Below are 16753 nucleotides of genomic sequence, written 5' to 3' on the forward strand. Positions count from 1 at the left end.
GAGTCCAGATGAAAGCCTTCCGCGAGCTCGTGGAGTCCGGCGACTTCGCCGCCGTCGACAGCCTCCTGGCCGACGACGTCGTCTTTCGCAGTCCCGTCGCCTTCAAGCCCTACGAGGGCCGGGCCATGGTCAGCGCCATCCTGCGCGGAGTCGGGCGAGTCTTCACCGACCTGCGGTACGTGCGTGAGCTCGAGGACGCCGACGGACACGGTTCGGCGCTGATCTTCGAGACCATCGTGGACGGCGTCAGCCTGCAGGGCATCGACCTGCTCCGCACCGATGCCGACGGGCTCATCACCGAGTTCACCGTGATGGTGCGACCTCTGTCGGCGGCGAACGCCTTGGCGGCCGCAATGGCGGCCCAGTTCCCCCAGATCCAGCAGGAGGCGGCTCGATGAGCCCCTACCCACACCTGCTCAGCCCCCTCGACCTGGGCCACACGACCCTGCGCAACCGCGTGATCATGGGCTCGATGCACACCGGCATGGAGGACCGGGCCAAGCACCTGCCGGAGCTCGCCGCCTACTTCGCCGAGCGGGCCAAGGGCGGCGTGGCCCTGTCGGTCACCGGCGGCTACGCGCCCAACCGCCACGGCTGGTTGCTGCCGTTCGGCTCCACCATGACGTCCAAGCGGCTCGCCGACAAGCACCGGGTCGTCACCGACGCGGTGCACGAGCACGACGGCAAGATCGCGCTGCAGCTGCTGCACGCCGGTCGCTACGGGTACCACCCGTTCAAGCGCGGCGCCTCCAAGATCGCGTCGCCCATCACGCCGTTCGGTCCTCCCAAGGCGATGAGCACCGCCGAGGTCGACCGGACCGTCGACGACTTCGCTGCCTCGGCCGAGCTCGCCCAGCGCGCCGGGTACGACGGCGTCGAGATCATGGGCTCGGAGGGCTACCTGATCAACCAGATGGTGACGGCGCGCACCAACGACCGCACCGACCAGTGGGGCGGATCGGCGCGCAACCGGATGAAGTTCCCGATCGAGATCGTTCGCCGCGTGCGGGACCGCGTCGGCCCCGACTTCATCGTGATGTACCGCATGAGCCTGCTCGATCTCGTCGACGACGCCCAGAGCTGGAGCGAGACGGTCGAGCTGGCCCAGCAGGTCGAGGCCGCCGGCGTCTCGATCATCAACACCGGGATCGGCTGGCACGAGGCCCGCATCCCCACCATCGTCACCTCGGTGCCCCGCGGCGCGTTCTCGTGGGTGACCGGCAAGCTGCGGCCCGCCGTGAACGTGCCGGTCGTGGCGTCCAACCGGATCAACACCCCCGAGGTCGCCGAACGGATCATCGCCGACGGCGAGGCCGACCTGGTCTCGATGGCTCGGCCGCTGCTCAGCGACCCGCACTTCGTGAACAAGGCCGCCGAGGACCGCGCCGACGAGATCAACACCTGTATCGCCTGCAACCAGGCCTGCCTCGACCACACCTTCGCCAACAAGCGCGCCAGCTGCATGGTCAACCCGCGCGCCGGGCACGAGACGACCCTGGTCCTGACGCCCACCCGCACGGCCAAGCACATCGCCGTCGTGGGGGCCGGGCCAGCTGGCCTCGCGGCCGCCGCCGAGCTGGCTGGACGCGGCCACCGGGTCGAGTTGTTCGAGGCCGAGCCGCAGGTCGGCGGCCAGTTCAGCCTGGCCATGAAGATTCCGGGCAAGGAGGAGTTCGCCGAGACGCTGCGCTACTACTCCCGCCGGCTTGAGCTCGGCGGCGTGCAGGTCCATCTGGGGCGCCGGGCGCTCCCCGAGGATCTGACCGCCTTCGACGAGGTCGTCGTCGCGACCGGGGTGACACCCCGCATCCCGGAGATCCCGGGGCTCGACCACGACTCGGTCGTGTCGTACCAGGACGTGATCCGCCACGAGGTTCCCGTGGGGCGCCGGGTCGCCATCCTCGGCGCCGGGGGGATCGGCTTCGACGTCGCCGAGTACCTGCTGCACGACGTGGACGAGTCGCTCGAGCACTGGATGCAGCGTTGGGGCGTCACCGACCCGGCCCGCCAGCGGGGCGGCCTCGCCACCAAGGTGCAGGCACCACCTCGCCGCGACATCACCCTGCTCCAGCGCAAGACCACGTCGCTGGGCAAGGGCCTGGGCAAGACCAGCGGCTGGGTGCACCGCACCACGCTGAAGGACTCGGGCGTCGACATGATCAAGGGCGTCACGTACGACCGCATCGACGACGACGGCCTGCACATCACCGTGAGCACCGGCAAGAAGACCAGCGAGTCACGGCTCATCGAGGTCGACACGATCGTGCTGTGCACCGGCCAGGAGTCGCAGCGAGATCTCGTGGATCCCCTCGAGGCTGCCGGGGTGACGGTGCACGTCATCGGCGGCGCCGACGTCGCCGCCGAGCTCGACGCCAAGCGCGCCATCAAGCAGGCCACCGAGCTCGCGGCCCGTCTGTAAGCCGCCGCCCGGGGTGCGAGGGCATCTCAACACCGACTGGTCCGATAACCGCCAGCCCGTGCGGAATCCAGCGGGTTGACTGACTGCCATGACCTCATCGACGAATCCGACCGACCCCGCCCCCAGCCAGGCCGACAGGGCCAGGGACTTTCATGCCCTGCACACCATCGGGGTGCTCGTTCTTCCGAATGCCTGGGACGTTGCCTCGGCTGTCGTGGTGCGCGACGCGGGGGCACGTGCGGTGGCGACCACCAGCGCCGGGGCCGCCTGGAGCCTGGGTGCCCCGGACGGGGAGCGCTTGGCTCGCGATCGCGCCGTGGATCTGATCGCCCGCATCACCGCAGTTCTCGACGGTCCGGTCACCGCAGACATCGAGGCCGGTTATGGCGCTGACCCGGACCAGGTGGCGGCCACTGCGCACGCGATGCTTGAAGCCGGTGCCGTCGGGGTCAACCTGGAAGACGCGTGCGGGGCGCGACTGTGGGGCCAGCTCGAGCAGGCCGAGCGGATCGCCGCCGTACGAGCTACAGCCGACGAGGCCGACGTGCCGATGTTCATCAACGCCCGCATCGACACCTACGTGCTGCAGGTCGGTGAGCCCGAGAAGCGACTGAGCGAGACGATCCGCAGAGCGGATGCCTACCTCGCCGCAGGTGCGGACGGCATCTTCGTACCCGGTCTCATGGACGCCGGAGCCATCCGAGACCTCACTGCTGCGGTACCAGCGCCCGTCAACATCATGGCCGGACCGGGTGCACTGACCGTCGCCCAGCTGACGGATCTCGGTGTACGTCGGGTCAGCGTGGGCATGGCTATCGCACAAGGCGTCTACGCCTACACCCGCCGCGCGGCTGTCGAACTGCTCAACGAAGGCACCTACCGTGAACTTGCCGAGGGGATGGACTATGCCGAGCTCAACGCCGCCCTCGCGGCCCACTTCAGGAGCCGGCCAGGTCGATCAGTCGCTGCACGGTGTTCAGGTTGCGGGCGGTCCCCAGGACCCCCAGCTGACGCATGATCGCGTCGGTCCGCATCTGTGGCCGTCCCGCTCCCTGGGCATAGCGGATGTGCAGCTCGGCGCCGATGACCTGCCAGCGGTCCTCGCCGGTCGCGATCTCCTCGGCCCGGGCCACGGCCGATCGCGGCGGCTCCGCCGTCAAGAAGGTCACGAACGAGGCGGTGGGAGCGGCCACCTCGAACGGGTGCGCGGCGAGGGATGCCCTCAGCTGCGCGGGGGTGCGCGAGATCACTTCGCGAAAGAAGCCGAACTCGGAGGTGATCGCCTGCTCCAGCGCCCGGTCGAACACCTCGTGGTCGGTGTCGAGGTCGACCAGCAAGTTCCCCGAAGCGATGTACGTCGAGACATTGATGGCCCCGAGGTCCGTGGCGATCTCCCGCAGGCGAGCCATCGGCAGCTTCGCGGTACCGCCCACGTTGACCGCGCGCAGCAGCACGACGTGACGTGACATCGTCCACTCCTCTCGCCGCGATCAGTACTGCGACGCGACAGTGGGCCGCCACCCGGAGGTGACGGCCCCTGAGTCGCGCGTGGTTAGAAGTAGTGCTTTCGTCCGCCGATTCCGCGGCCCACCGCCCCCAGGACAAACAGGACGACACCGACCACGGCGAGGATGCCGCCGATCGTGTACAGGATCGGAATGTTCAGCACCGCCCCCAGGATCAACAGGACGACTCCAAGAATGATCACAAGTTCTTCCTCTCTTCTCGAGGTCGGCCGGGGGCCAACCTCACAGGACGGCGACACTACGCCAATCTCAGGTTCCGTTCATACTTTCGTGCCGTCGACACGCTCGATCTTTGCCGCCGTTTTAGGCTTGACGACGTGAGTCGGCCCTTCCCCCAGATCGTCAGCGCACTGGGCGACCGCCGCTGTCTGGTGCTGACCGGGGCGGGGGTCTCGACCGACTCGGGTATTCCTGACTACCGCGGCCCCGGATCGATCGCCCGCACGCCCATGACGTATCAGGAGTTCGTGGCCGCACCTGAGGCTCGGCAGACGTACTGGGCCCGCGCCCACGTCGGGTGGAGTCGCATGAGCGGCGCCGAGCCGAACCGCACCCACGTCGCGCTCGTCGAGCTGCAGGGCGCTGGCCGCCTGGGCGGTCTGATCACCCAGAACGTCGACGGGCTGCACGAACGGGCCGGCCACCTCGACACGATCGACCTGCACGGACGCCTCGACCGCGTCGTCTGCCTCGACTGCGGCCAGCGCACGCCACGCAGCAGCCTGCACGAGCGACTCGTGCGCCTCAATCCCGGTTACGCCGACCGCGACGGTCCGACCCGACCCGATGGCGACGTGCTGCTCGCCACCACCGACGACTTCGTCGTCGCCGACTGCCTGCGGTGCGCCGGTCGAGGAGACGTCGGCCGCCTCAAGCCCGATGTGGTGTTCTTCGGCGAGAGCGTCGCCAAGCCACTCGTGCAGCGCTGCTTCGACCTGGTGGAGCGGGCCGAGGCACTGCTGGTGCTCGGGTCGTCGCTGCAGGTGATGTCCGGCCTGCGCTTCGTGCGAGCCGCCGCCAAGCGGGAGATCCCCGTGGTGATCGTCAACCGCGGACCGACCCGCGGCGACGACCTCGCCACCGTGCGCATCAACGCCGGCTGCGCCGAGACGTTGGCTCAGCTCAGCTGACGGATCCGTACCGTCTCGGGCAACGCCGCCAGGGCGGCCAGCGTGTCGGCGCTGACCCCGTCGGGGACGTCCGTCACGACGTAGCCGTTCTCACCCCGGGTCGACAACGACTGCGCGTCGATGTTGACCTCGCGCTCGCCGAGCAACCCGTTGATCGTGGCCAGCACGCCCGGGGCGTTGCGGTGCACGTGGGCGATGCGGCACTTGCCCTGATCGGCGGGCAGGTTCAGCTCGGGCATGTTCACGCTCAACGACGTGCTGCCGAACTCGGTGTAGGACCGCAGCTTGGAGGCGACGAATCGGCCGATGTCCTGCTGGGCCTCCTCGGTCGAGCCACCCACGTGCGGCGTCAGGATCACGTTGGGCAGGCCGCGCAGGTCCGACTCGAACTCATCGCCCTGACGCTTGGGCTCGACCGGGAACACGTCGACGGCCGCACCGGCGATGTGACCGGACTGCAGGTGCTTGCGCAGGGCCACGGTGTCCACGGCGATGCCGCGCGACAGATTCAGGAACAGCGCCCGCGGCTTCATCTGCTTCATCTCCTCGTCGCCGAACAACCCCGCGTTTCCGGGGCGGCCGTCGACGTGCAGCGTCACGACGTCGGCCTCGGCGAGCAGCTCCTCGATCGTCGAGCAGCGCTTGGCGTTGCCCAGGGCGAGCTTGTCGTCGATGTCGAAGAAGATCACCTTCAGGCCGAGGGCCTCGGCCACGACCGACAGCTGGCTGCCGATGTTGCCGTATCCGATGATGCCGAGCGTGCGGCCACGGATCTCGTGGCTTCCGGCGGCCGACTTGTTCCAGACCCCGGCGTGCATGTCGGTGGACTTCTCGTGCAGTCGGCGGGCCAGCGAGATGATCTCGGCGATCGCGAGCTCCACGACGCTGCGGGTGTTGGAGTACGGAGCATTGAAGACCGCGATGCCACGCGCCGTGGTGGCGGCCAGGTCGATCTGGTTGGTGCCGATGCAGAACGCCCCGATCGCCAGCAGGTTCGGAGCCGCGGCCAACACGTTGTCGGTGATGTAGGTGGTCGACCGGATGCCGAGCAGGTGCACGCCGGCGATGGCCTCGATCAGCTCGTCCTCGCCGAGCGCGCCGTCGCGCGTCTCGACCTGGTACCCCTTGCCGCGCAAGAAGTCGGCCCCGTCGGTGTGGATGTTCTCCAGCAGCAGGACCCGGACGTCGGCGTCCTCGAGTCGTTCGGTCGCGAACGGGGCGGAAGTGTTCATGGTCATCATCATGGTGGTGGGCTCCAGGTCAGCAGAAATGGGGGCTGACCGGGGCCCAGGCGAACGGTCCCAGTACGGATGGTGCGGTGTCGCGAACGCGGTCACTCCCCGGTGGTATCCACCTCAACGCCAGTCGCGGCCGCCCGATGAGCCTACCCGTTGTCCTGACCGGTGAACTGCGCCAGCATCTCGGGCGGGATCTCCCGGTCGAGATTGGCCAGTCGCACCTGGCCCTGGGCGATGAGCTTGTCGTCCTGGTTGATCGAGTCGAGGTGCCACAGCTGCTGGCTGCGCCCGCGATGGATGGGGGTGGCGGTCACCGTGATCGTGTCTCCGACCGCGGCCTGGCGGATGAAGTCCGTGGAGTTGTTGGTGCCCACCACGACGCCCTGGGTGCCGAGCCAGACCTGCCCACCGGTGCTGGCCGTGGACTCGTGCACGGCGCAGTAGACGCCGCCGTGCGGGATGCCGAAGGGTTGCAGGTGTTCGGTGCCGATCGTGAACTGCACGACGACCCGGTCGGCGGTGACCTCGAGGTGCTCCACGCCCAGCAGTCCGTCCAGTCCGGGAATCTCACTCATGCGCCGAGTATGTCAGGGGTTGGACCTGCAGCACGCCGCCGGCCAGCCGGGATAATGTGACGGCCATCGCTCCGACTTCCGAGGACTTCATCGTGCCCACCCTTGCCATCACCGGCGCCACCGGCGTCGTGGGATCGACCGCAGCACGACACCTCGCCGCGGCTGGCCGCACGGCTCGGCTCATCGTTCGTGACGCCGCGCGCACCGTCGACCTGCCCGGTTTCGATATCGCGACCTTCCCCGGAACGCATGGCCCGGCGCTTCGCGCAGCCTTGTCAGGCATCGACACGGCCTTCATGGTCTCGGCCTACGAGGACGACAATCGCCTGCTGCTGCACCAGGACTTCGTCGATGCCGCCGTGCGGTGCGGTGTGCGACAGATCGTCTATCTGTCCTTCGTGGGGGCGGCCGATGACGCCGTCTGCGTGTACGCCCGCGATCACGGGGCGACCGAGACGTACCTGAACGATTCAGGTCTCGACGTCACGATCCTGCGCAGCAACCTCTACGCCGAGACGCTGGTCGACCTGGTGCACGAGGACCAGATCCGGGCGCCGGCCGCGGACGGCCGCATCGCCGCGGTGGCCCGCGCCGACGTGGGCGCCGCAGTGGGAGCCGTGCTCGCCGACCCCAAGACCCACGTGGGCCAGACCTACGAGCTGTCCGGGCCCGACGCTCTGTCCCTCGACGACGTCGCCACGTTGCTCGAGCCCGTGATCGGTGTCCCGATCGCCTACACCCCGCAGAGCGATGAGCAGGCCCGGCAGCAGAAACGGGATCACTGCGCTCCCGATGAGGTGCTCGACGCGTGGCTGTCGGCCTACGTCGCGATCCGCCACGGCATTCACGGCCACGTCACCGACGACGTGCGCCACCTCACGGGACGGGCACCGACTCCTGCCGCGCAGGCACTCGCACACTGGCAGGAATAGCCTAGACGCATGACCTCCACCCCTTTGCTGACCATCGATGGCACCGTCTCGATCCGCGAACGGGTGGCGATTCCCGCCGGCGCGATCGCCTCGATCAAGCTGGTCGACTCCACCGGTGAGGTGCTGGCCGCAACCGCGGTGCAGGTCGACGGCGTCCCAGCCCCCTTCCACCTCGCGGCCGACCCGGCCTTCCAGACCGTCGAAGGATCCCTGCTGCTGTGGGCGGCGCTGCGCACCGAGGACCACCTCTGGGGAACCCCGGACCTCGTGCCCGTGCTCTCCGACACCGCCGACCTGATGCTCCAGCAGATCGAGGAGTGATGGACGAGCCGCTCCTCGGTCGCATCGCGCGACTGCTGCGGCCCTATCGCAGGCAGGTGTCGTGGGTGGGCGTGGCCGTGGTGGTCGCCGCCGCCCTCACGTCGGTGATCCCGTTCCTGACCCAGGCCGTGTTCGACCGGGCCCTGTTCCCGTCGTCGGGCCCTCCGCAGCTGGGGCTGCTCGGCTGGCTGGTCGCCGGCATGATCGTCATCCCGGTCGTCACCGCGCTGATCGGGATCGCGCAGAACTGGCTGACCTCCACGATCGGCAACTCCGCGATGGCCGACCTGCGGGGCGACCTGTTCGCCCACCTGCAGAGAATGGACCTCGCCTTCTTCACCGCCACCAAGACCGGTTCGATCCAGTCACGTCTGGCCAACGACGTCGCCGGCGTGCGCACCGTGCTGACCGACACCGCGACGACCATCGTGCAGAACTCGGTCACCGTGGTCGCGGCGTTCGTGTCGATGGTGATCCTGTCCTGGCAGCTGACCATCCTGACCCTGATCCTGATGCCGCTGTTCGTGGTCATCCAGCTGCAGGTCGGCAAGCGCCGCCAGCGGATCGCCAAGCGCACTCAGGAGTCGTTGTCGGAGATGACGGCGATCACCGAGGAGGCGCTGAGCGTCTCGGGCATGATGCTGTCCAAGGTCTTCCACCGCGGCGACTCCGAGGTCGATCGGTACCGCGAGGCCAACCGGCAGCAGACCCGCCTGCAGGTCGATCAGGCCATGACCGGGCGTGCGTTCTTCGCCACGGTCCAGACGTTCTTCGCCATCACCCCGGCGCTGATCTACCTCGTCGCCGGTCTCATGATCACCGGATCGCTCGGCGGTGCCAGCCTCACGGCCGGCACGCTCGTCGCGTTCACGACGCTGCAGGCCCGGCTGCAGATGCCGCTGCTGCAGCTGATGCGCGTCACGCTGGACGTCCAGACATCGCTGGCCCTGTTCCGTCGCATCTTCGAGTACCTCGATCTCGAGCCCGCCATCACCGAGCGACCGGGTGCGATCGTCCTGGACCCGAGCACGTTGCGCGGCGAGATCGAGTTCCGTGACGTGTCGTTCCGCTACCCCGAGCCGCGAGCCCTGTCCGGCACGGCCAACCACGACCGGTTCGGCGACACCGGCGTACGCATCGAGCGCGGCGACGAGCCGCTTGGGACGCAGTGGGCCCTGGAGCACGTCTCCTTCACGGTCCGCCCCGGCCAGCTGGCCGCCATCGTGGGTCCGTCGGGGTCGGGCAAGACCACGACCAGCTACCTGGTCCCCCGGTTCCACGAGGTCACCACCGGCGCCGTGCTGATCGACGGCCACGACGTGCGCGACGTGACGATGGCGTCGCTGGCCCAGTCGATCGGCATGGTGACGCAGGAGCCGTACCTGTTCCACGGCACGATCCGCGACAACATCGCGTACGCCCGGCCCGACGCGACCGCCGAGCAGATCGAGCAGGCGGCTCGCGACGCCAACATCCACGACCGCATCGTCGGCTTCGACGACGGCTACGAGACCATCACCGGCGAGCGCGGCTACCGGCTCAGCGGTGGAGAGAAGCAGCGGCTCGCGATCGCCCGGGTGCTGCTGATGGACCCGCGCATCCTCATTCTCGATGAGGCCACCTCGGCACTCGACACCGAGACCGAGCGGCTGGTCCAGGAGGCGCTCGACCGCGCCACCCACAACCGCACCACCATCGCGATCGCGCACCGGCTCTCCACCATCGCGAACGCCGACGTCATCTTCGGCCTCGAGGACGGTCGACTCGTCGAGTCCGGCACCCACGCCGAGCTGCTCGCCGCCGGGGGGCTGTACTCACGCCTGTACGTCGAGCAGTTCAGCTCGGCGACGAGAACGCCCCTAGACAGCCAACGCCCCTGAGGCGATCGCGGCGCGGTGCGCCTGGTCCAGCGCGGTGCGGGCTCGGTCGCGCACCTCGTCGGACTCAGCTACGCCTGGTGCAGCGAAGACCACCGAGCTGAACACGCCGTCGGTGCAGGTCTGGGCCTGGACACCCACGGCGTCCGCACCGGCGGAGGTCTGGATCGGCACGAACAGCACGAAGTCGCTGGGCTCATCGTCGGCGACGGCCCCGGCGATGGTGGGGAAGAGGTCGCAGGCCTCGGTGGCCGACAGCGCGCCTCGACCCTCGACGAGATCGACGATCTCCTGCAGGCTCTCCTGCTCATCGGCGTCGACGTCCCGGCCCGAATCGGTCAGCGCGTTGATGAGGTCGGGCAGGGAGCTGGCCCACGAACCGGCATCGAGTGAGCTCACCTCGACGAAGGTGGCTCCGTCGGCCCACCGGCACTGCAGGCCAAGTGCCGCCCTCGACGGATCGGTCACCGTGTCGACCCGCTGGCCCGTGAGGTCCTCGCGCTGCTGGCTGTCCAGCAGACCGCAGGCGATCGCCTGGCTGCTGGACGAGGGCGCCGGCGCCGCGCTGTCGCCGTCCGCGCTCCCGCTGCAGGCTGAGAGCGCGGCCACGGCGAGGAGGGTGACCACAGCGCGCACGGGCTACAGCGCCAGGCCGACGTACTTGGTCTCGAGGTACTCCTCGATGCCCTCGGCACCGCCCTCACGGCCGAAGCCGCTGGCCTTGACCCCACCGAACGGCGCTGCGGGGTTGGACACGACGCCCTGGTTGATTCCCACCATGCCGGTCTGCAGTCCCTCGTACACGCGCACGACGCGGGCGTGGTCGCGGGTGAAGGCGTAGGCCACCAGGCCGAACTCGGTGTCGTTGGCCATGTCGATGCCCTCCTGCTCGTCGCTGAAGGTGTAGATCGGCGCAACGGGGCCGAAGATCTCCTCGGTCCAGATCTCGGCGTCCTTGCTGACGTTGGTCAGGACCGTGGGCGGGTAGTAGGTGTCGGTGCCGTACTGGCTGGTGTCGGGGCGCTCGCCTCCGGTCAGCACGGTGGCTCCCTGGGCGATCGCGTCGGCGACCAGATCGGCGACCTTGTCGCGCTGGGTGGAGTCGACCAGCGGACCGACCTGGACACCGTCGTCGGTGCCGCGACCCACCGTCATCGCCGCCATCTTCTCGGTGAGCTTGGTGCCGAACTCCTCGGCCACCGACTCATGGACGATGAACCGGTTGGCCGCCGTGCAGGCCTCCCCGACGTTGCGCATCTTGGCCAGCATGGCGCCGTCGACGGCCGCGTCGATGTCAGCGTCGTCGAACACCACGAACGGCGCGTTGCCGCCGAGCTCCATCGACACGCGCAGCACGCCGGCAGCGCTCTGCTCGATGAGCTTGCGGCCGACCCCGGTCGATCCGGTGAAGGTCAGCTTGCGCAGACGAGGGTCCTCGATCAACGGGCCCATGACCTCGCCGGTGCTGGAGGTGGTGACGACGTTGAGCACGCCATCGGGCAGGCCGGCCTGCTTCAGCAGGTCGGCCAGACGCAGCATGGTCAACGGGGTCTGTTGCGCAGGCTTGACGACCATGGTGCAGCCCGCGGCGATGGCGGGCCCGATCTTGCGGGTTCCCATGGCGAGCGGGAAGTTCCACGGCGTGATCATCAGGCACGGGCCGACAGGCTGCTTGAGGGTCAGCAACCGGGTCTTGCCGTTGGGCGCCATCGAGTAGCGCCCCGAGATGCGGACGGCCTCCTCGCTGAACCAGCGGAAGAACTCCGCGCCGTAGGCGATCTCGGCCTTCGACTCGCTCAGTGGCTTGCCCATCTCGAGGGTCATGAGCATCGCCAGCTCGTCGGTTCGTTCGGTGATCATCTCGAAGGCGGTGCGCAGGATCTCCCCACGATCGCGCGGCGCACTGGCCGCCCACTCCGCCTGCGCAGCGACGGCTGCGTCCAGCGCGGCCGCGCCGTCGGCCGCCGAGGCATCGGCCACCTGCACGAGCGTCGATCCGGTCGAGGGATCGTCGACCGACAGGGTGCGTCCGCCTTCGGCGTCGCGCCACTGTCCGGCGATGAAGAGCTGGGGATGGACTGCGTCGATGACCGTCTTCTCGTTCATGACTTCACTGTAGGTCGTCTAGAAGAAGTCGCCGGCTGCCGCCGCAGGCGCTCCGCCCTCGTCGTGGGCCATGGGCGTGAACCGCGAGTAGTGGCCCTGGAAGCTGACCGCGACCTTGGTGGTGGGACCGGATCGGTTCTTGGCCACGATGATGTCTGCCTCACCGATGCGCTCGCGCGGGCCCTCGGACGCCCCACCGCCGGACTCGTCTCCGTCGCGCTGGCCGCGGTGCAGCAGCAGGACGACGTCGGCGTCCTGCTCGATCGAGCCGGACTCGCGCAGGTCCGAGATCATGGGGGTCTTGTCGGTGCGCTGCTCCGAGCCACGGTTCAGCTGGCTGATCGCGATGATCGGCACGTTGAGCTCCTTGGCCAGCAGCTTGATCTGGCGGGAGAACTCCGAGACCTCGACCTGACGGTTCTCGACCTTCTTGCCCGAGGTCATCAGCTGCAGGTAGTCGATGACCAGCAGGCCGAGGCCATGCTCCTTCTGGATGCGGCGGGCCTTGGCGCGGATCTCGGGCATCGTCATGTTGGGGCTGTCGTCGATGACGATGGGCGCGCCGTTGACCTTGCTGGTGACATTGCTGATCTTGCGCCAGTCGGCATCGGACATCTGGCCACCGCGCATGGCGCTGACGTTGACCTTGCCCTCGGCGGACAGCAGTCGGGTGGTGATCTCCGAGGCCGTCATCTCCAGGGAGAAGATCGCCGACGGGATCTTGTGCCGGATCGAGGCGGAGCGACAGAAGTCGAGGCCGAGGGTCGACTTGCCGATACCGGGTCGGGCCGCCACCACGATCATCTGACCGCCACGAAATCCCGTGGTGACGCGATCGAGGTCGGGGAATCCCGACGGCACGCCGTGGATCTCACCGGACCGCTGACCCAACGCCTCGATCTCGTCGATCGTGCTGGGGATGAGCTGGGAGATCAGCCGGTAGTCGTCGGCGCCGCGTGATCCGTCGACGTCGAGCACCTCGGCCTGGGCCCGGTCGACGATGTCCTCGAGCTCGCCCTGACCGGCCTGCCCGAGCTGCGCGATGCGCTGGCCGACCTCGACCAGGCGGCGCAGGATGGCCTTCTCGCGCACGATGTGCGCGTAGTAGTCGACGTTGGCGGCGATGCTGACGCCGGATACCAGGGTGTGCAGGTAGGGAGCGCCACCGACTCGGGCGACCTCGCCGCGGCGTTGCAGCTCGGCGGCGACCGTGATCGCGTCGGCGGGCTCTCCGCGGGTGGCCAGGCCCACGATGGTGTCGAAGATGAGCTCGTGCGCGGGGCGGTAGAAGTCGCGGCCCTGCACCGTGTCTGCGGCCGGGTCGATGGCGTTCTTGCTGAGCAGCATGGCCCCCAGGACGCTCTGCTCGGCCGCAACATCCTGGGGCGGAACGTGGGCGTCGGCTGCGCTGTCGGGCTCAGGCTCGTACAGATCAGAGACGCTCATGGACCGGACGCTACGGGTGCACCCCGACAAAGTGAACCTCGCGCCGCACAGCCCATGTGCGCAACTGCCGCCAGCCTGTGGAACACGCCGCGCAGGTTGTGCACGGACGGTGGACAACTCTGTGGACAGTACCTGTGTGCAGATTGATTTAATCCGCGTGACCAGCACAGATGTGTTTTGCTACCTGTGGATCAAAGAAATCCGACAGCTGTCCAGTCGGGACGCAGGAACTGGGCCGGACCGTAGTTGGCCACGCCGTCGGCGACCACCATGGCCTGGGGGACGACGCCCAGGGGCACGAGTGGAACGTCGGCGAACAGCTGCTCGTCCAGATCCGCGATCTCATCGAATCGCGCCTGGTCGTCGAGGGTCTCGACGGCCGTGTCCCAGGCCCGGGCCAGGTCGTCGTCCTCGCGCCCCGTGAAGTTCTGGCTGGAGTCGATCGGATGGAACAGCGCCTTGGCGTCGGCGAGCTCGAAGACCCCACCGGACTGGGTGAAGGTGGCCAGGTCGAAGTCCAGGGCGATGATGCGATCGGGGAAGTCCTCGTCGGGCACCGGCTCGACCGTGACCTCGATACCGACCTCGCCGAGCTGGTCGGCGATCAGCGCGGCACGGTCGGTGACGGTGCTGGTGGTCTCCGGCACCGGGAGGGTGAGGGTCAGCGGGTTGTCGGCGTCGAAGCCGGCCTCGGCCAACAGGCGCGTGGCCTCGTCCGGATCGGGAGCGATCAGGTCCGACTGGTCGGTGTAGCCGCGCTGGCCCGGCAGTAGGACGAAGCTGCCCAGCACGGCCGGCGGCGACGGAGCGGCGGTCGCGGCGGCCAGTGCTCGTCGATCGAGGGCGAGCGCGACCGCCCGGCGCACCTCTGGCTCGCTGAGCGGGCCGGAGGCCGCGTTCATCGTCAGCTGGGTCCACTCGGTTCCTGCCGATTGGCGCACCTGCCGATCGTCGAGATCGATCGAGTCCAGATCGGTGGACGGTGGTGGCGTGATCGCGTCGAGCTCACCGTCGCCCAACGCCTCGACCTGGGCTCGCGCCGTGGCCGACTGCCACACGATCGCCTCGAGTCGGGGCGGATCACCCCACCACAGGATGTTGGGCTCCAGCATCAGCCGACCGGCCTCGCGGTCGACGTCACTGACCACGAAAGGCCCGTTGGACGGGGCGGCACGCTCCGCGAGGGCAGTGTTGAAGCGGTCGGGTGAACTGGTCACGGACTGCGGGAGGCGGGGGTAGACGTAGCGAGGCCAGTCGGCCGTCGCGCTGTCGAACTCGACCGTGTAGGAGTACTCGTCCTCGCCGGGTTCGACCGCCGCGATGTCTCGCCAGCCCTGGGTGCTGCGCACCTCGAAGTCGCTGTCGGAGCCGTTCTGGGCCTTCCAGTAGGCGACCATGTCTGCCGCGGTGATCGGTTGGCCGTCCTGCCAGACGGCCTCAGGGTTCAGGTCGACCTGGATGGTCAGCGGGGAGCTCTCGACGACCTCGATCGATCGGGCGTAGTCCGGATCGACCTCCCACCCGCCGTCGGCCGTGAGGCGTACGCCGGATCCGTAGGTGGGCTCGAGGAGCTGCTCGACGGTCCCGTCGACGTTGGCGGCCAGCTGCGGGTTGAAGTTCGCGGGCAGAGCCGCGGTGGCGAGGCGTAGCGTGCCGCCGGCCTCGGTCTCCTCGGCCGGGACGGGGTCCCAGCCCACGGCTGGCAGCGGCGCGTCGGGGTCGGGCGTGGCGGCGGGAGCACCCGTGCGCTCGTCGTCGTCACCGGAGAACAGCGCGCACCCGCTGAGCAGCATGGTGGCTGCCATGAGCACGACGAGGAGTCGGGCGGGGGACCTGAGAAGAGTTCGCACGATGGGTACCAACGACGAACCGGCGCCGCCGTCCCCCTGCGGGGACGACGCGCGCCGGCTCGATCGTTCTACTTGGACGCGACCACGTTGAGCTTGACGCGCGCGCTGACCTCGGGGTGCAGGCGCACGGCGACCTCGTGTGGGCCGACGGCCTTGATCGGGTTGCCGATCTCGATGCGTCGCTTGTCGACACTGCCGCCATCGGCAGCGATGGCCGCAGCGATGTCGGCCACGGTGACGGCGCCGAACAGGCGTCCGCCGGTGCCGGCGTTGACCGGCACGTTGACCGGCGAGCCCTCGAGGCGACCCTTGAGGCTCTTGGCCTCTTCGAGGTCGTGGATGGCGTGGCTGTCGCGGGCCGCCTGGATGGACTCGACCTGCTTGGCCGCTCCCTTGGTCCAGCGGATCGCGAAGTTGCGCGGCAGCAGGTAGTTGCGGCCGTAGCCGTTCTTGACCTCGACGATGTCGCCGGGCTCACCGAGATTGGTGACCTCGTGCGTGAGGATGAGCTTCATTGACGTGTCCCCTTCCTCAGCGTGTGGTGGACGTGTAGGGCAGCAGCGCCATCTCGCGGGCGTTCTTGATCGCCTTGGCCAGCTGGCGCTGCTCCTGCACGGAGACGCCGGTGACCCGACGCGCGCGGATCTTGCCGCGGTCGGAGATGAACTTGCGCAGCAGCGCAGTGTCCTTGTAGTTGATGACGGTGTTGGCCGCGAGCGGATTGCTCTTCTTCTTCGGCTTCCGGATGACGGGCTTTGCCATGATGCTCCTGATTTCTTGCGCGAATGCGTGTGATTAGAAGGGGGGGTCCTCGGAGGTGGCGGCGCCGCCTCCACCCCATGCGTCAGATCCGCCCTGGGCGTTGCCACCCTGGCCCGACTGGGGCGAGGAGCCCCACGGGTTGGACTGGCCACCACCGGAGTTGCCCCCGGAGTTTCCGCCGCCTCCTCCGCCGCTGCCGCCCGACGCGCGGGTGACCTTGGCGGTGGCGAAGCGCAGGGACGGGCCGATCTCGTCGACCGTCATCTCCACGCTGGTGCCCTTGGAGCCGTCCTGGCGCTCGAAGTTGCGCACCTTCAGCGAGCCGGTCACGACGACGCGCTGGCCCTTGGTGAGGGACTCCGCGACGTTCTCGGCCAGCTGGCGCCACGCATCACAGCGGATGAACAGCGCGTCGCCGTCCTTCCACTCGTTGGTCTGTCGATCGAACGTACGAGGCGTCGATGCGACGGTGAAGTTGGCCACTGCGGCGCCCGACGGAGTGAACTTGAGCTCCGGGTCGCCGGTGAGGTTGCCGACTACGGTGATGTTGGTTTCGCCAGCCATGAGGCAC

General features: G+C 68.7%; 18 protein-coding genes and 1 riboswitch. Of the genes, 7 read left to right on the forward strand and 11 right to left on the reverse strand.

Annotated features, from left to right (window positions below; translation table 11 throughout):
- The first annotated feature begins 8 nt into the window (after positions 1–8).
- From ACHAA3_RS07405 to ACHAA3_RS07415, 3 genes are all read left to right on the forward strand, one after another.
- Positions 9–398: a nuclear transport factor 2 family protein gene (locus tag ACHAA3_RS07405; protein ID WP_435708332.1), complete on the forward strand. Its 390-nt coding sequence runs from the start codon at positions 9–11 to the stop codon at positions 396–398.
- Positions 395–2419 carry an NADPH-dependent 2,4-dienoyl-CoA reductase gene (locus ACHAA3_RS07410; protein ID WP_435708333.1) on the forward strand — a complete coding sequence of 675 codons (2025 nt, stop codon included), beginning with the start codon at positions 395–397 and terminating at the stop codon, positions 2417–2419. Before ACHAA3_RS07405 ends, ACHAA3_RS07410 begins: the two co-directional genes overlap by 4 nt.
- Positions 2420–2507: 88 nt before the next feature.
- A complete protein-coding gene (locus ACHAA3_RS07415) occupies positions 2508–3437 on the forward strand; it encodes an isocitrate lyase/PEP mutase family protein (RefSeq protein WP_435708334.1) in 930 nt (309 codons plus the stop codon).
- On the opposite strand, the gene ACHAA3_RS07420 is transcribed toward ACHAA3_RS07415, so the two are convergent.
- Both ACHAA3_RS07420 and ACHAA3_RS07425 read right to left on the reverse strand, forming a co-directional pair.
- Positions 3358–3888, reverse strand: coding sequence for a DUF1697 domain-containing protein (locus ACHAA3_RS07420; protein WP_435708335.1), 531 nt, complete (start codon positions 3886–3888; stop codon positions 3358–3360). The genes ACHAA3_RS07415 and ACHAA3_RS07420 overlap by 80 nt on opposite strands.
- A gap of 83 nt (positions 3889–3971) precedes the next feature.
- Positions 3972–4127 carry a hypothetical protein gene (locus tag ACHAA3_RS07425; protein ID WP_435708336.1) on the reverse strand — a complete coding sequence of 52 codons (156 nt, stop codon included), beginning with the start codon at positions 4125–4127 and terminating at the stop codon, positions 3972–3974.
- A 135-nt stretch (positions 4128–4262) separates the two neighbouring features.
- Between ACHAA3_RS07425 and ACHAA3_RS07430 the strand changes: the two genes are divergently transcribed.
- Positions 4263–5075: a Sir2 family NAD-dependent protein deacetylase gene (locus ACHAA3_RS07430; protein WP_435708337.1), complete on the forward strand. Its 813-nt coding sequence runs from the start codon at positions 4263–4265 to the stop codon at positions 5073–5075.
- Here the strand turns inward: ACHAA3_RS07430 and serA are convergent.
- Positions 5063–6307, reverse strand: a complete 1245-nt coding sequence (gene serA, locus ACHAA3_RS07435; protein ID WP_435708338.1) for a phosphoglycerate dehydrogenase — start codon at positions 6305–6307, stop codon at positions 5063–5065. The genes ACHAA3_RS07430 and serA overlap by 13 nt on opposite strands.
- A gap of 46 nt (positions 6308–6353) precedes the next feature.
- Positions 6354–6454, reverse strand: a riboswitch (ZMP/ZTP riboswitch).
- A 5-nt stretch (positions 6455–6459) separates the two neighbouring features.
- On the reverse strand, positions 6460–6888 hold the full coding sequence (locus tag ACHAA3_RS07440; protein WP_435708339.1) for a PaaI family thioesterase: 429 nt from the start codon (positions 6886–6888) through the stop codon (positions 6460–6462).
- Between the two features lie 92 nt (positions 6889–6980).
- Here ACHAA3_RS07440 and ACHAA3_RS07445 point away from each other — a divergent pair, with 92 nt between their 5' ends.
- Genes ACHAA3_RS07445 through ACHAA3_RS07455 form a run of 3 tightly spaced genes read left to right on the forward strand, consistent with a single transcriptional unit; the run spans position 6981 to position 10021 of the window.
- Positions 6981–7820 carry an NmrA family NAD(P)-binding protein gene (locus tag ACHAA3_RS07445; RefSeq protein WP_435708340.1) on the forward strand — a complete coding sequence of 280 codons (840 nt, stop codon included), beginning with the start codon at positions 6981–6983 and terminating at the stop codon, positions 7818–7820.
- A gap of 9 nt (positions 7821–7829) precedes the next feature.
- Positions 7830–8141 carry a YbaY family lipoprotein gene (locus tag ACHAA3_RS07450; protein ID WP_435708341.1) on the forward strand — a complete coding sequence of 104 codons (312 nt, stop codon included), beginning with the start codon at positions 7830–7832 and terminating at the stop codon, positions 8139–8141.
- Positions 8141–10021 (forward strand): ABC transporter ATP-binding protein, encoded by a 1881-nt coding sequence (locus ACHAA3_RS07455; protein WP_435708342.1) that lies wholly within the window; start codon positions 8141–8143, stop codon positions 10019–10021. Before ACHAA3_RS07450 ends, ACHAA3_RS07455 begins: the two co-directional genes overlap by 1 nt.
- Here the strand turns inward: ACHAA3_RS07455 and ACHAA3_RS07460 are convergent.
- From ACHAA3_RS07460 to ACHAA3_RS07490, 7 genes are all read right to left on the reverse strand, one after another.
- Positions 10001–10654: a hypothetical protein gene (locus tag ACHAA3_RS07460; protein WP_435708343.1), complete on the reverse strand. Its 654-nt coding sequence runs from the start codon at positions 10652–10654 to the stop codon at positions 10001–10003. The genes ACHAA3_RS07455 and ACHAA3_RS07460 overlap by 21 nt on opposite strands.
- A 3-nt stretch (positions 10655–10657) precedes the next feature.
- Positions 10658–12124: an NAD-dependent succinate-semialdehyde dehydrogenase gene (locus ACHAA3_RS07465; protein WP_435708344.1), complete on the reverse strand. Its 1467-nt coding sequence runs from the start codon at positions 12122–12124 to the stop codon at positions 10658–10660.
- 18 nt (positions 12125–12142) lie between these two features.
- Positions 12143–13570, reverse strand: coding sequence for a replicative DNA helicase (gene dnaB / locus ACHAA3_RS07470; protein WP_435708345.1), 1428 nt, complete (start codon positions 13568–13570; stop codon positions 12143–12145).
- A 191-nt stretch (positions 13571–13761) separates the two neighbouring features.
- On the reverse strand, positions 13762–15375 hold the full coding sequence (locus ACHAA3_RS07475; protein ID WP_435708346.1) for an ABC transporter substrate-binding protein: 1614 nt from the start codon (positions 15373–15375) through the stop codon (positions 13762–13764).
- Between the two features lie 113 nt (positions 15376–15488).
- Positions 15489–15935: a 50S ribosomal protein L9 gene (gene rplI / locus ACHAA3_RS07480; protein ID WP_435708347.1), complete on the reverse strand. Its 447-nt coding sequence runs from the start codon at positions 15933–15935 to the stop codon at positions 15489–15491.
- Between the two features lie 16 nt (positions 15936–15951).
- Positions 15952–16182 carry a 30S ribosomal protein S18 gene (gene rpsR, locus ACHAA3_RS07485; RefSeq protein ID WP_435708348.1) on the reverse strand — a complete coding sequence of 77 codons (231 nt, stop codon included), beginning with the start codon at positions 16180–16182 and terminating at the stop codon, positions 15952–15954.
- 33 nt (positions 16183–16215) lie between these two features.
- A complete protein-coding gene (locus ACHAA3_RS07490) occupies positions 16216–16746 on the reverse strand; it encodes a single-stranded DNA-binding protein (RefSeq protein ID WP_435708349.1) in 531 nt (176 codons plus the stop codon).
- Between the last annotated feature and the right edge of the window lie 7 nt (positions 16747–16753).

The organism is Aeromicrobium sp. CF3.5 (assembly GCF_051262695.1).
Classification (GTDB): Bacteria; Actinomycetota; Actinomycetes; order Propionibacteriales; family Nocardioidaceae; genus Aeromicrobium.